We start from the raw sequence: 12,791 nt of genomic DNA, 5'->3' as shown, positions 1-12,791 counted from the left end.
CCTCGGCTTGGGCAATTTCGACGCAGCTGAATTACGCGCTTGTTCCCTGGCAATGCAATCGCCAGGTCCCGGTCGTGCTGCCGATCGCACTGCTGCTTGCCTTGCTTTCGCTTCTCGGCGGCATGCTTTCTTGGCGGGCAAAGCGGCAGGGGGGCGCGGCTTTCAAACCGGAGCGCACGCGCAGCACCGAACAATTCGTCGCCGATCTCGGCATTCTTGCGGCTTTGCTTTTTGCCCTCGTCATCCTCATGCAGGGGAGCGCCGCGCTCATCCTTGACGAGTGCCTGCGATGAGCTTCGAGGCTTTCCTCTCAACATCGATCTGCTATGGCGCCGGCGCGCCCGAAGCGGGATGGACACTTGCGTTTCCCATCACGCTCCCTCTGGCCACAATCGCGCTGATCTATGCGATCGGAGCGAGCCGGCTGTGGCGCCGCAGCAGCCGGGGCCGCCCCGAGCGGACGCGACAAGCTCTGTTGTTCGCCGCCGGCTGGGGCTTTCTGACGGGAGCGCTGGTCAGCCCGATCCATGCGCTTGGCGAACGGGTGTTTGCCGCCCACATGATCGAGCATGAACTGCTGATGGCGGTGGCGGCGCCGCTCCTTGTCGCCGCCTGCCCCGGCGCAGCCTTGATATGGGCATTGCCGGCGGCATTCCGCCGAGGAACGGGAATGCTCACGCACGGGAAGTTTCTCCAGGCGGTCTGGGCCGTTGCCAGCCGTCCGCTCAACGCAACCGCCATCCACGGTATCGCGATCTGGATCTGGCACGTCCCCGTCCTGTTCGAGGCAGCGCTTCAGCAGGGCGTCCTGCACTATGCCCAGCATGCGAGCTTCCTCGGCACAGCCCTGCTGTTCTGGTGGGTGATTCTGCCGCGTTCCGGCCGCCAGCAGGCCTATGGCAGCGCGATCATGCATCTCTTCTTCACCTCGCTGCACACCGGTCTGCTTGGCGTGCTGCTGCTGTTGTCGCCCAAACTCTGGTATCCGCAGAATGCCGCTGGCGCGGCGCTCTGGGGACTGACCCCGATCGAGGACCAGCAGCTCGCCGGCTTGGTGATGTGGGTTCCGGCTGGCCTGATCTATGGCGGAGCCGCCTTGCTGCTCGCCGGCCTTTGGATAAGCAAGAGCGGAATCAGGGAGGCCACCCATGGGCTCCGGCCTGGCTAAGATGACCGGCGGCGCGCTCGCCGCCATCCTGCTGCTGATCGCCGCCGTCGCCGGGGCGACCTTGTGGTCGGACCGGCGTGATCGTGTTCGCCACGAATCGGAGGTTGCGACCGGTGGCGTGGGCGCGCGCGCCATTCCGATCATGACCGCGAATGGCTGCTCGGGGTGCCATACAATCCCCGGCGTGCCGGGGGCACAAGGCCAGGTTGGTCCGAGCCTCGATTCCAGCCTTGCCGACCGGGTCTTTATCGGCGGGGTGCTGGCTAACAATCCGGAGAACCTGATCCGCTGGATACGAGAGGCCAGGGAGATCAATCCGCACACGGCGATGCCATCGACAAGGATTACGCAGCAGCAGGCGCGCGATATCGCCGCCTATCTTTATGCCCTCAGATGATTAGCCTTCGCCGCCGCGCCGGGACCACAAGCCACGACCGGGGTCATAGCCGACCACTGCCGCAAGGAAAAACCCGACGAGGCAAGCGAGAACGACGAGAGCCGAAACGGGATCGAAGCGCAGATAGAGGGCGAAGCGTATCAGCTCGACCGCCGAACTGAACGGGTTCCATGCGGCGATCATTGCCAGCACCGGCCCCGCCTCGGCGAGTCGCCATATCGGATAGAGAGCCGTCGAGGCGAAGAAGGTCGGGAAGATGACGAAGTTCATCACGCCGGCGAAGTTCTCCATCTGCGTCGAGATCGACGAAACCAGCAACCCAAACGCGCCGAGCATCAGGCCGGACAGGACGAGCGCCGGAAACACGGCCAGATAGCCTAGAACTGGGGGGCGCACGTCCCAATAGCGCGCGATCAGCAGGAACAGATAGACCAGCGGCAGACTGACGATGACGCTCGCAAGCAGCCGCGCGGCAAGCAGGTACCAGCGCGGAAGCGGTGCCGTCAGCAACAGGCGCATGCTGCCCATCTCGCGGTCGTAGACCATGGCCAGCGAACTTGCCATGGCATGGAAGAGCAGCATCATGGCCGCCAGTCCGGGGACGACATAGACTTCGTAGAGCACGTAGGTCTGGTAAGGCGGCGTGATCGACAGGCCAAGCACCGAGCGGAACCCGGCGGCGAAGATGGCGAGCCAGACCAACGGCCGTATGATCGCCGAGAGCAGCCGGCCACGCTGCCGCAGCGTTCGCAACATCTCCCGGCGCAGTATGCCTGTAAGGGCCCGCAGCGCGTGACGCCTTTTCATGCCGCCTCCGTCAGCACATCGAACGCATCGGCCATGCTGGCGACCGCAAGATCCGCCGCGACGCGGCCGGCCCCGCCAGCCCAACGCAGCCTGCCCTTATGCAGCACCACCAGGTCGTCGTCGGCCGACACCTCTTCCAGGAAATGCGTTGCCCAGAGAACGGCAATACCTCGTTTCCGGCAGAGCGCGCGCACATGCTGCTCGATCGCCCGGCGCCCAGGCACGTCGAGCCCGGTCGTCGGCTCGTCGAGCAGCAGGATGCGGGGCCGATGCATCAGGGCGCGCGCGATTTCGACACGTCGCCGCTGACCGCCCGACAGTGAACGGACCGGCTCGTCGCACCGGTCAAGGACCTCCAGCCGTTCGAGTTCTTCGCGCAACCTCGTTTCGCAGATGCCGGCCGCCAGCCCGTGCAGGGCGCCGTGATAGCGCAGATTTTCGGCGGCGGTGAGATCGAGGTCGAGCGTCTGCTGCTGGAAGACAACACCCATCTGGGCAAGTGCGGCGGCCGGATCGGCCCGCATGGAGTGGCCGAACACATCGATCTGGCCGGATCGGGCATGATAGAGGCCGGTGACCAGCGAGAACAACGTCGTCTTGCCGGCGCCGTTGCGTCCGAGCAGTATGCACATTCTGCCTTCCGCGACCGAGAACGACACGGCTTCGAGAACCCGCCGCTGTCCGAAGCTGTGTCCGAGACCTTCGAGTGACAGCGCCTTCATGGGCCGATCACCACTCCCCAGGGGCCGCGTCCCACCGGCACCGACTTCACCACCGCCTCGTCTTCAAGATCGATGAACGAGATGTCCCCGGAATTGCCATTGGCGCTTACCAGACGCTTCTGGTCATCCGACAGCGCCACATGCCACGGGCGCTGGCCGACGAGGTAGAGGCGGCGCACGGCCAGCGTCCTGGTATCGACTTCGGCAATCCGGTTGGCCGGACCAAGCGCCACATAGGCAGTGGCGCCGTCGCGCGTCATTTCGATACCTACCGCCTGGACGCCCTCGCGGCGGATACCGGGAACCTGGAACTGGACCTTGCCAGCCTCAGCACGAGACGTAGTGTCGAAGACGGTCACGGTTCCGCGTATTTCGGAAGACACCCAAAGCTGCTTCCCATCCGGCGAGAACGACGCCGCGCGGGGACGGGTGTCGACCAGGAGGTTGTCTACGAGGTCGAGCGTGCCGGCGTCGATGAGGTGCACCATGCTGGTGGTCTCCGAGGTGCAGGCAACGTAATGGCCGTCGGCACTGACCGCCATACCCTCGGGTTCGACCCCGACGTCAACGGTACCGATCACCTTGGCGGACGCGATATCGACGACTGAGACCAGATTGTCATTCTCATTGGCGACGAACAGGCGTTTGCCGTCAGGATGCACGACAAAAAATTCCGGATCGACTCCTGAGGGGAGCTGGCCGGTCACCTGCCGTTTGGCGAGATCGACAATGTCGATCCGGTTGTCGTCGCCCACAGCCACGAAGAGCAGCTTCTTGTCGACCGAAAGCGCGATCCCGCGCGGGCGCCTTCCGACGTTGATGGCCGTGGAGAGGCTCATGCTGGCGCCCTCCACCACCGCCACTGTGTTGTCCTGCTCGTTCGATACGTAGATCGTCTCCGCTGCGGCAGGTCCGGCGATAATCAACACCGACAGCAGGATTGGGATCACGACCCGCATGCGCTCTCCTCGAGGTCGATGCCCAGCGTGTCGAGGGGCGTGCGCTGATGCAGGAAACCCGGTTGCGGTGAGCTGGAGACGAGCAGCCGCGGCCCCGCTATCAGGATGGGCTGCCGCATCTGGCCGTCCCATGACCGGAAGCTGAGCCCCTGCCCCTTGAAGCCGGCGAGAAGGAAGCCGTCACTGCGCAAATATGCCGTGATCGCCGAAGCATCGAGGCTGCGCAGGCGTGTTGCCGCTTCTCCGACGCTGCGCACGGCGAGCCAACCGGCGTAGTCGTAAGCCGTCATCCAGCGCCCGGCCTGCTTGCGGAACCGGTCTTGAAGTTGCGTTGCGCCCCATTCCTCGTTGACCGCGCTCCAGCCGGTCGCCACGATCCCCTGCGTCCCGGCGACCGGCCGTGGTAGCGCGGTTCGGCCCTCGAGATAGGCGCCGAACTCGTCCGCCTCGTCGGCGACGACCAGCACGTCGTAATCGCCGACCTGGGTGGCGGCCGGTATCTCGGTCTGAAGCGTGACATGTCCCGTGTCCGCACGACCATTGGCAGGCCGGAACGTCCAAGGCTTGTCGACCACGATCTCGGCGCCGAAGTGTGTCGCCGCGCGGCGCAACGCTGCAGCCAGCGCCTCGTCAGCAGGATGCGGGCCGACCAGCAGGAACCAGTGCTGCCAACGCTTCCAGATGAGATATTGCGCCAGGCCGTCGGCGAGCATGGCGCGACTTGGAACGGTATGCAGGAGGTTCTTGCGGCAGTGCTGCTGGCGGAGCGCATCGTCCGGCGCACGGCTGTTGAACAACAGCATCTTGTCTGCTCCGGGTGCTGCGAGAGCCTGGTTCAGCGTGGCCGCATCGAGGTCGGCCACGACGAAAGTGACGCCGCTCGCGGCAAGGCTGGCGATTGCTTCGGTGGGCGCTTCGCCTGGCTTCAGCACTCGTTCTTCGAGCTGGAAATGCTGGCCGAGGAAGCGGCCGGTGCCGCCGTCATCGGCGATGCCCAGCCGGGCCCCCTGCAGGCCGTCATCGCTGACGGGCTGGTCAAGCGGTCCTAAAGGCAGGGGTGGCGTGCGCTCCTGGCCGATATAGCCGACCACCATGGTCTGCGGTGCGGCGGAGCCGGGGGCAGCGGCCAACAGGAGCAGCACGATCGACAGCACCAGTCTCATTCCGCTCCGCCTGCCTGCAAGCTGGCCGGGCCACGCCGTGAAGCCGGTCCACCACCCCGGGCAATCCCGACATCGCGCACGATAACTGCCGGCGAGCCTTCCAGAACGACGATGCGGTCGGCCAGCGACGAGACCTGGGCCAAATTGTGCGTGACAATAAGCGCGATGGGCGGCCGGGTATTGAAAACTTCACGCAGCAGGAGGCCCATCCTGTTCGCCGTCGCTTCGTCGAGCGAAGCGAAAGGTTCGTCGAGCAGCAACAGCGCGGGCTCGACGGCAAGCGCGCGGGCGAGCGCCACGCGCCGGGCCATCCCTCCGGAGAGACGCTGCGGATATTCGTTTGCGTGATCCTCAAGGCCTACGGCGGCAACCCACCTCGATGCCTCCTGCTCCCGCCCGGGGATCACGAGTTCGACATTGCGCAAGACGGTCAGCCAAGGGAGCAGACGCGGTGTCTGGAACATCATCCCGACAGGAAGCGCGCGTCCGTCCACCACGCCGCGGAATTCGCGGTCGGTGCCTGCGACGATCGAGAGCAGCGTCGATTTGCCAACTCCCGAGGGCCCAGCGATCACACAGACCTGGCCGTGCGGCACATCGAGAGCGAAGTCCCGGAACACGGTCCTACCCTGGCCCTGGCCAGGAATAGCGAAGGTCTTCATCTTTATCCTGATGGTCAGCATCAACGCCGCCACACGCCAAGTCGGCGTTCCAGAGGCCCGAGCAGGCCGTATTCGATGGCCAGCATCACCACTCCGAAGCTTATGGCATAGGCCAGGATGTGGGACACGTCGAAGTTCTGGAAATAGATCTGCAGCTGGAATCCAACCCCGTTGGAGCGGCCAAGCAATTCGGCGAGCAGCACGATCTTCCAGGTCAATGCCAGTCCGCTGCGCAGGGTGACGAGGAAAAACGGTGCCAATTGCGGGAGCACGATGTAGCGCAGCGACCTCGTGCCGCTGAAACGATAGACCTCGGCCATTTCCGTGAGGTCCTTGTCCAGCCGGCCGGCGCCCTCGCGAATGGTCACTGCCACATTGGGGATCTTGTTGAGCGCGACCGCGAACACAAGCGCGGTCTCGACCAGACCGAGCCAGACATAGATGAGGATGACGGTCACCAGCGCCGGCACGTTGAGCAGCAGAACGATCCATGGCTTCAACCAAAGATCAGCATCACGCGAGCGGCCGGCGGCATAGCCAAGCGCGGAGCCGACCACGATCGCGACGGAAAGGCTCACAATCACCCGCGTCAACGAGACGCCGAGGTGAAAAGCGAGTTCGCCCTGCAGCGCCTCTTGCAAGAGGACGATGGTGACCTCCAAAGGGCTTGGCAACAGCCGGCTGGCCACCACCCATGCCGCCGCCTGCCAGATCAGAAGCATACCAAGCAGCGCCGCGACGCTCTGCCATCGCTGGGCATTGGCGGAAGCGGCCAAGCTGTTGCTCATGGATGCGGTCTCAAGCGGGTATGCTCCAAAAGATGCCGGGATCGAAGCCTTTCGCCTTGCCGACCAGAGCTTCACCGCCCAGATCGGCCAAAATTGAAAACAGGCGCGCCGCGTCGTCGCGCTCCTTCCTGCCGAAGCGGCGGGGGATTCCATCCCGATAGGCGTCGCGCAAGGCGGCCTGAAGCCGGACATCATCTGTTCCCAGTTGCGGCGCCAGCGCGTGCCATTCGCTGTCGGAAGTGGCGAGAAGCGACTTTGCGGCCATGACCGTTTTCAGGAAACCGGTAAGAACCGCAGGATCAGCACGCGCCCAGTCTTCATGGAAGACATAGCCGAGCATCGGCAGCTCGCCGGAAACGCCCAGCCCCTCCAGAATCTGTCCAACGTTCAGCAACCGCTGGGCTCCGGCGGCTTCGAGCTGGGCCGCGAAGTTCCAGAATGTCAGCAACCCGTTGAGCCGGCCTGCAAGGAATTCCTGTTCGAGCAAAGGCGGCGCTCCGAATACAGGCTGCACGCTCGCGGCGAGGTCGCGTCCCGACTGTCGAAGGTTAAGCGCACGCAGCAAGATCCAGCTCTTGTCGAGCGGGCCGCCCGCGACCCCGAGCCGTTTGCCATCGAAATCCGCTAGCCTGCGCACGGGGGAACCGGCGGGTACCTCAAGTGCGCCGACCGCGCGCGAATAGGGAACAAAAACAAGATCGGCGCCTTCCGCGCGCTGGCGCGTCACCCAGACCCAATCCGATACGATGACGTCGACGCTGCCGGCCAGCAACGCGGTCTTGCCGGCTTCCGTGCTGGCAAGACGCCGCACCTCGAGAGAGACGCCGTGCGAAATGTCCAGCCCATATCGTTGGACCACGTCGACCTCCCAGGCGGCCGTGCCAAATCCGAGCACGCCAAACCGGACAGGGCGGGATTGCCCAGACGCGGCTGCAGTGGGACCGGCCACGATTAAGGAGGAAAGCGCTGCAAGAACCGCGCGCCGCGATATAAGGGGCCAATCGGCTCGGGTGAGCCACTCACGTGGAGGATTCGAGATCAGCACGAGCGCACCCGGTGTGGCGGAACCCCCCTAACGCCGGGCTGGCAGGAATGTTCCTCCTGGTGCGCTGACCATCGGGTACGCCTGGGCCGCCAATAGGAGTCGCTGCGGGGTCCGGGATTTAGCGCGCTGGAGCAGGCGGCTGATTCAAGGCGGCGATGTGAGCTTGCCTTTTCATACGGTTTCGCTCGGCGCTTAGCAGCTCTTCCTCGCCCATAAGCCCGTTCAGGAAAAGCTTCAGGACATGGGACGCGAGTGTCTGTGCCTGCGGGCTGTCGAGCGGAATATCCCGCTCTTTGCAGGCGGTCCGACAGACGCGGGTGAGCATTTCCAGTTCGTCGGACATGACGACTTGACCCGGAAACAACATGGCTCCTCCGTCCCGCAGATGTGGATTGAACGTTGCAACATGACTCCGCCTGCCCCTTTGAGTCTTTAACAAATGATGTGAGCAGGCGCCTTGGTCAGAAATGGTACAGTCTTTTGGAATTCGAACTGCACACCGGCGAGCGATAAACGCAGCGCATTGGGTTTGGCGTTCTCCGGCAAATCCTCGTCCGCACCGCGCGGAAGGGCGGCCACGGCCGCCGGATGCACAGTGCTCCGGCTTCTTTAGATAAGGGCTCTGAAACGGTCGTACAAAGTCAATTAAGTTTCTTCTGCAACTAGGCTCAGGATGTGCCAGACGGCACAGATCAGCCGTATTCCCCGGTAGCAGGTGGTGTTCCTCGCGGGGATGGCCAGCGGGTGATCAGCCGGGATGCGAGACATCTTCTTGCGAGTTTTTCAAATCTGCCGGTGTTTAGTGTTCTTGCGCTACTCCACGCTGCATGGATGGTGACGTCGAATATGCGCAGCTTGGGCTGAGTAGAGAAATACGATTGACGGAGGCTCAGCAGAAGGGAGATCGGATAGTCCTGCTTGAGTCCGAATTGATCAATGCGGCTGCTTCCAAAGGCAATCCAATTTGCTTAATGCGGGTCACCAGCTTCGTTGGCCAAAAGCTACGCTGGAACGCCTCGAACAATGCATAGCCTGGATGCCGAAACGGCTCTGACAGCGTCACCCAATCCATTGAATCCGTTCGGAGCTTTGCCATGCTGGCAAATCTGAGCCGCGAAGAGATGGCGGTTTCTGGAAATTCTCTGCAAATTCCAGACTGCCTTTATGCGATTTTTGGACGAACACACGGCGAACAGACCTCAACAGCTAGGTTATAAAGCGATCCTGATCAACGCTGGTCCTCCTCAATCCAAGCGACAAGGACGGCTTTCGAGTCTCGCCCTTTTGGCTACGACTTCGAGTTCACGGCCGAGTGAAAGCCGTCCAGCTCCTCGCCGATCTCGACAAGGGCCTTTCTGACTGTGTCCTCAACTTCCTGTCGTTTCTTCGGCGGCATCAGGCTCAGCCCCTTCAGCATCGCCTCGCGCCAGTGCTGCCCCCTACCCCACGCTTCCGAGAACGCTTTTGCAAGGTCATCCGTGCGACGGGTCGCCTCCAGTGCCTCGACGACGAGGCTGGCCTGATGGACGTCTTTTTCGCGCTTGGCGACGCCGTTTGCATCTGATTTCCGGCGAGAGGCGACGATGAGCTTGTGAACTGCATAGCGTTCCGGCGACGGCACGGTTACAGGCACCCCTGACCGATGCAGCATCACGGTCCGGATGGGCTCGTGGATCAGGAAATCGAGGAAACGCAAGGGCTGCGCCGAAGCTCCGCCCAGTGCTGGCATCGGACTGGCGTGGTCGGTGTAGTCACCGGATTCCCGGTTCGGCGTGAGGAACTCGACCTTGTATCTCGTTGCATTCTGGAATTGGGTCGTGTGTCCGGAATCCGATCTAAGCGGGGTCTCCCTGAAGGTTGGATCAATCTCTCTCAAGATTTCCAGGATCGGCGGCAGGGTGTCTTCGACTGACGACGAAATCAAATAGTGCTGCGCGAAATCGGCATCGCCGGTTTGCAATGAAGCACCAGGCAATCTTACGCCGAGATGTCCCGCATACATCTGGAAGGCAACCGTACCGACGAGCACGGCTCTTAGGCGGAAGATTCCTGCTGCTCCCATGGCTTCAACGACATCGCCAGTGAACCGGTCCGGTGCCGTCAGCCCTGCTTCGCGAGTCAGCGTGGAGACGATTTTCCGTCGGCTACGGAGGTCTTCCTTGATCTCTTGGAAGGCTTCAACGCGTTTCGCGATCTCGGGATCGTCGGACGGGCCGACATACTTCCGCGTTTTCTTGGGTTGGGTTTCCTCAAAATACCAGTAGACCCGCCCCTTCACCGGAACCCGGACGAAATTTCCCGCCGTGGAGAGGTCGGTTACGAACGATGCATCAAGGCAGCGCTGAACGAGTTCCGCATACATCGTGCGATAAACGAGATCGACCGTCTTCATGCGTCGGCTCCGTTATAAGAAAAATGCGTTTCTCTTATAACGACATGAGCTCAAGCGACGCAAGTGACGTTATAAGACAATTGCAGAGGTCTTATTACGCTGCCACATCGGCCAACCATGCAGGCGCGGCGATCAATGCCGGGTGCTTCGACACGGAGAAGTTCCGTTTCCACGGCCCGGATGGCTTCGAGGTGGACTACGCCGGGCTTACCAACTACTTCAAGTCCATAGCATTCGACCATCGCTCGATCCCTCGGGGCATCATCATCGTCGAAGGTGACTATGTCGCCTGCCAAACCTGGATCGAGGGACGCTTTGCCCGCGAATTCACACAGTCGCCCGTCGGCCCCCCTGCCTCCGAACGGCCGGCGTGTGACCTGGGATTTCTCCAACATTTTTCGATTCGACGATGAAAGCCGGCTCATTGAGGAGTGGGTGCGGACCGATTACCCGGAGTTTCCTTCACCAACTTGGTGCGGAAGGCCGATAGGCCCGTGGCACCGCGACGCTTCAAGCGATCTCCGCAACTACTCTGGCTCTTGCCCGGCCCGGCGACATTGTGCGGGCAAACTGAGAAGATGGTGGACGGAGGCAGGCAGTACGGATTCAGCTGAAAGCAGGCCGAGGCGCTGATAAGGCGCGACAATGATGGCAACAAGCTCCAAGCTTCTCGGCGAAACTTAAGAAGCAGTCGCGCGTTGGACGCGATTAAGCCATTTCGTCTTGGGTATGGGGCGGGTGAGAGTGGTCATGCCAACGTCGCGTAAGGCAATGCAGGGGTCAACCGCTCATCAAGCGACGTCGCCAACGCGAGACCAAGCCAATTTAGCACTGCCCACTTTTCGGCCCGTCCAGCTCGCAACACTCGTGGACGTCGTCCCTGCCGGCGACCGCTGGATTCACGAAATGAAATACGACGGCTATCGCATTCTTGTTGCGGTCGGCAGCGGCGAAGCGCGTGCCTACACGCGATCTGGCCTGGACTGGTCTCACCGTTTTCCGTCCATTCTTTCGGAGGCCCGCAAGCTCCAGGTCCGCTCTGCCCTGATTGACGGAGAGGCCGTCGTTGTCGATGCCGACGGACGATCAAACTTCCAGGCGCTTCAGAACGCATTAAAGGGTGCACCAGCCACTATCGACTTTTATGCGTTCGACCTCCTTCAACTCGACGGCGAAGATCTTACGAAGCATCCTCTCCTTGAACGCAAGGAAAAGCTCCAGAGGATTTTGCCCGCGAAGAACCCGGTGCTTCGTTATTCTGATCATATTCTGGGGCGCGGAGAAGAGCTGCTCGACCGCTTTTGCGCAGCCGGGCTCGAGGGGGTGGTTTCCAAGCTCGCCGATTCGCATTATGTGGCGGCCCGCGGCGGAAACTGGCTCAAGATCAAGTGCATCAACCGGCAGGAGTTCGTGATTGTCGGTTGGACGCCGTCCGAAAAGGTCCGCGCGTTCCGGTCATTGATCCTTGGAGTGCATGATGGCGGCAAGCTGCGTTATGCCGGAAAAGTCGGTACCGGCTTCGATACAGCTGAACTTTTCCGTCTCATGGAGATCATGGCACCGCTCGAGCAGAAGGCCGCGACCGTCGCGGCGCCGCGAGCCGAAGTTCGCGGAGCACACTGGCTTCGCCCCAAGCTGGTCGCGGAGATTGCCTTCACCGAGATGACTAACGAAGGAACGCTGAGACATCCGAGCTACCTCGGTCTGCGCGAAGACAAGAAGCCGGAGGCGGTCGTGCTGGAGACGGAACGTCGCACAGCCAAGCTGACCACGTCGCCGGCGAAGACCATCGCCATCAGCAACCGTGACCGCGTGATCTATCCGGAGTCGAATATCACCAAGGGTCAGCTCGCCGACCACTACGCGGCCGTCGCTGAGATCATGCTTCCTTGGGTTGGGAGTCGACCGATCAGTCTGGTTCGGTGTCCCCAAGGCCGGGCCAAGAAGTGCTTCTTCCAGAAGCATGATGCCGGGAGCTTTGGCGACAAAGTCCACCACGTCGGTATCACTGAAAAGGACGGCCACGAGGAGCCATACCTTTATGTCGACGATGCCGATGGGCTGATGACCTGCGTACAGATGGGAACGATCGAGCTGCATGGGTGGGGAGCTCGGATCGAGGATATCGAAAAGGCCGACCGCCTCGTTTTCGATCTCGACCCCGATGTGGGTCTCGATTTTGAAGCTGTCCGGGCCGCAGCTTTCCAGTTTCGTGATATTCTGAAATCATTGGGACTTACGACATTCCCGATGCTGACCGGAGGCAAAGGAGTGCATGTGATCGCGCCGCTCACCCCTCAGGCCGAGTGGCCGCAAGTGAAAGACTTCGCGCATCGCCTCGCGCAAGCGGTCGCTCAAAGCGATCCCTCTCACTTTACGGCCGCGTTGTCGAAGAAGCGCCGGAAGGGTCGCATCTTTGTGGACTATTTGCGCAACCAGCGTGGGGCGACCGCGATCATGCCCTACAGCGCAAGGTCCCGATCGGGCGCTCCGGTCGCGGCGCCGATCACCTGGGCGGAAATGAAGACGATTGATGCGCCCTCGCATTTCCACGTCGGCGACGCTTCTGAATTGAAGAAACGCGCAACCAGCAAATCTCTGGCGGGATGGGGGCGAGCCGACCAATCATTGCCTAATTTGTAGCCCCACTCCGCGAAGGCAGTAAGGCTGGTAACGGCTTCGTTGCCT

14 protein-coding genes are annotated in these 12,791 nt (G+C 62.1%); 5 read left to right on the top strand and 9 right to left on the bottom strand.

The genetic code is table 11. The features are described from left to right. Positions 1-74 precede the first annotated feature (74 nt). Genes O7A61_RS01965 through O7A61_RS01955 form a run of 3 tightly spaced genes read left to right on the top strand, consistent with a single transcriptional unit; the run spans position 75 to position 1,565 of the window. Positions 75-293, top strand: coding sequence for a hypothetical protein (locus tag O7A61_RS01965; protein ID WP_337128163.1), 219 nt, complete (start codon positions 75-77; stop codon positions 291-293). Continuing rightward, complete coding sequence (locus O7A61_RS01960; protein ID WP_337128162.1) at positions 290-1,168, top strand: cytochrome c oxidase assembly protein; 879 nt, start codon at positions 290-292, stop codon at positions 1,166-1,168. The genes O7A61_RS01965 and O7A61_RS01960 overlap by 4 nt, the downstream gene beginning before the upstream one ends. Then, entirely contained in the window at positions 1,149-1,565 is a 417-nt protein-coding gene (locus tag O7A61_RS01955; protein ID WP_051442773.1) for a c-type cytochrome, read from the top strand. The genes O7A61_RS01960 and O7A61_RS01955 overlap by 20 nt, the downstream gene beginning before the upstream one ends. Here the strand turns inward: O7A61_RS01955 and O7A61_RS01950 are convergent, their stop codons facing one another. From O7A61_RS01950 to O7A61_RS01910, 9 genes are all read right to left on the bottom strand, one after another. Further along, positions 1,566-2,372, bottom strand: coding sequence for an ABC transporter permease (locus O7A61_RS01950; protein ID WP_337108859.1), 807 nt, complete (start codon positions 2,370-2,372; stop codon positions 1,566-1,568). Continuing rightward, on the bottom strand, positions 2,369-3,094 hold the full coding sequence (locus O7A61_RS01945; RefSeq protein WP_337128161.1) for an ATP-binding cassette domain-containing protein: 726 nt from the start codon (positions 3,092-3,094) through the stop codon (positions 2,369-2,371). The genes O7A61_RS01950 and O7A61_RS01945 overlap by 4 nt, the downstream gene beginning before the upstream one ends. Next, the gene (locus tag O7A61_RS01940; RefSeq protein ID WP_337108861.1) at positions 3,091-4,053 is read right to left on the bottom strand and encodes a PQQ-dependent catabolism-associated beta-propeller protein; all 963 of its coding nucleotides are present in this window, start codon (positions 4,051-4,053) and stop codon (positions 3,091-3,093) included. The genes O7A61_RS01945 and O7A61_RS01940 overlap by 4 nt, the downstream gene beginning before the upstream one ends. Further along, positions 4,041-5,216 carry an ABC transporter substrate-binding protein gene (locus O7A61_RS01935; RefSeq protein ID WP_337128160.1) on the bottom strand — a complete coding sequence of 392 codons (1,176 nt, stop codon included), beginning with the start codon at positions 5,214-5,216 and terminating at the stop codon, positions 4,041-4,043. Before O7A61_RS01935 ends, O7A61_RS01940 begins: the two co-directional genes overlap by 13 nt. Then, positions 5,213-5,899 (bottom strand): ABC transporter ATP-binding protein, encoded by a 687-nt coding sequence (locus tag O7A61_RS01930; protein WP_337128159.1) that lies wholly within the window; start codon positions 5,897-5,899, stop codon positions 5,213-5,215. Before O7A61_RS01930 ends, O7A61_RS01935 begins: the two co-directional genes overlap by 4 nt. Further along, entirely contained in the window at positions 5,899-6,666 is a 768-nt protein-coding gene (locus O7A61_RS01925) for an ABC transporter permease (RefSeq protein WP_337108864.1), read from the bottom strand. The genes O7A61_RS01930 and O7A61_RS01925 overlap by 1 nt, the downstream gene beginning before the upstream one ends. Positions 6,667-6,676: 10 nt before the next feature. Further along, complete coding sequence (locus O7A61_RS01920; protein ID WP_337108865.1) at positions 6,677-7,711, bottom strand: ABC transporter substrate-binding protein; 1,035 nt, start codon at positions 7,709-7,711, stop codon at positions 6,677-6,679. Between the two features lie 118 nt (positions 7,712-7,829). Beyond that, a complete protein-coding gene (locus O7A61_RS01915) occupies positions 7,830-8,054 on the bottom strand; it encodes a hypothetical protein (protein ID WP_337108866.1) in 225 nt (74 codons plus the stop codon). A 945-nt stretch (positions 8,055-8,999) separates the two neighbouring features. Beyond that, positions 9,000-10,103, bottom strand: a complete 1,104-nt coding sequence (locus O7A61_RS01910) for a nucleotidyltransferase family protein (protein ID WP_337128158.1) — start codon at positions 10,101-10,103, stop codon at positions 9,000-9,002. A 23-nt stretch (positions 10,104-10,126) separates the two neighbouring features. Here O7A61_RS01910 and O7A61_RS01905 point away from each other — a divergent pair, with 23 nt between their 5' ends. Together O7A61_RS01905 and ligD are read left to right on the top strand one after the other, a co-directional pair. Further along, the gene (locus O7A61_RS01905; protein ID WP_337128157.1) at positions 10,127-10,516 is read left to right on the top strand and encodes a hypothetical protein; all 390 of its coding nucleotides are present in this window, start codon (positions 10,127-10,129) and stop codon (positions 10,514-10,516) included. 316 nt (positions 10,517-10,832) lie between these two features. After that, complete coding sequence (ligD, locus tag O7A61_RS01900) at positions 10,833-12,746, top strand: DNA ligase D (protein ID WP_337128210.1); 1,914 nt, start codon at positions 10,833-10,835, stop codon at positions 12,744-12,746. Positions 12,747-12,791 lie beyond the last annotated feature (45 nt).

Origin of the sequence: Mesorhizobium sp. Cs1321R2N1 (genome assembly GCF_037179725.1) — a bacterium.
GTDB lineage: Bacteria > Pseudomonadota > Alphaproteobacteria > Rhizobiales > Rhizobiaceae > Mesorhizobium > Mesorhizobium salmacidum.
The sequence above is the reverse complement of the archived record's forward strand: the minus strand, read 5'-3'. Positions and strand labels throughout refer to the sequence as shown.

What these genes read in the sequence shown, in the direction of transcription:
- O7A61_RS01940 (WP_337108861.1), bottom strand. Translation starts at nt 4,053, where the DNA reads ATGCGGGTCGTGATCCCAATCCTGCTGTCGGTGTTGATTATCGCCGGA.
- O7A61_RS01915 (WP_337108866.1), bottom strand. Translation starts at nt 8,054, where the DNA reads ATGTCCGACGAACTGGAAATGCTCACCCGCGTCTGTCGGACCGCCTGC.
- O7A61_RS01905 (WP_337128157.1), top strand. Translation starts at nt 10,127, where the DNA reads ATGCGTTTCTCTTATAACGACATGAGCTCAAGCGACGCAAGTGACGTT.
- O7A61_RS01925 (WP_337108864.1), bottom strand. Translation starts at nt 6,666, where the DNA reads ATGAGCAACAGCTTGGCCGCTTCCGCCAATGCCCAGCGATGGCAGAGC.
- O7A61_RS01935 (WP_337128160.1), bottom strand. Translation starts at nt 5,216, where the DNA reads ATGAGACTGGTGCTGTCGATCGTGCTGCTCCTGTTGGCCGCTGCCCCC.
- O7A61_RS01960 (WP_337128162.1), top strand. Translation starts at nt 290, where the DNA reads ATGAGCTTCGAGGCTTTCCTCTCAACATCGATCTGCTATGGCGCCGGC.
- O7A61_RS01910 (WP_337128158.1), bottom strand. Translation starts at nt 10,103, where the DNA reads ATGAAGACGGTCGATCTCGTTTATCGCACGATGTATGCGGAACTCGTT.
- O7A61_RS01945 (WP_337128161.1), bottom strand. Translation starts at nt 3,094, where the DNA reads ATGAAGGCGCTGTCACTCGAAGGTCTCGGACACAGCTTCGGACAGCGG.
- O7A61_RS01950 (WP_337108859.1), bottom strand. Translation starts at nt 2,372, where the DNA reads ATGAAAAGGCGTCACGCGCTGCGGGCCCTTACAGGCATACTGCGCCGG.
- O7A61_RS01955 (WP_051442773.1), top strand. Translation starts at nt 1,149, where the DNA reads ATGGGCTCCGGCCTGGCTAAGATGACCGGCGGCGCGCTCGCCGCCATC.
- O7A61_RS01930 (WP_337128159.1), bottom strand. Translation starts at nt 5,899, where the DNA reads ATGCTGACCATCAGGATAAAGATGAAGACCTTCGCTATTCCTGGCCAG.
- ligD (WP_337128210.1), top strand. Translation starts at nt 10,833, where the DNA reads ATGGGGCGGGTGAGAGTGGTCATGCCAACGTCGCGTAAGGCAATGCAG.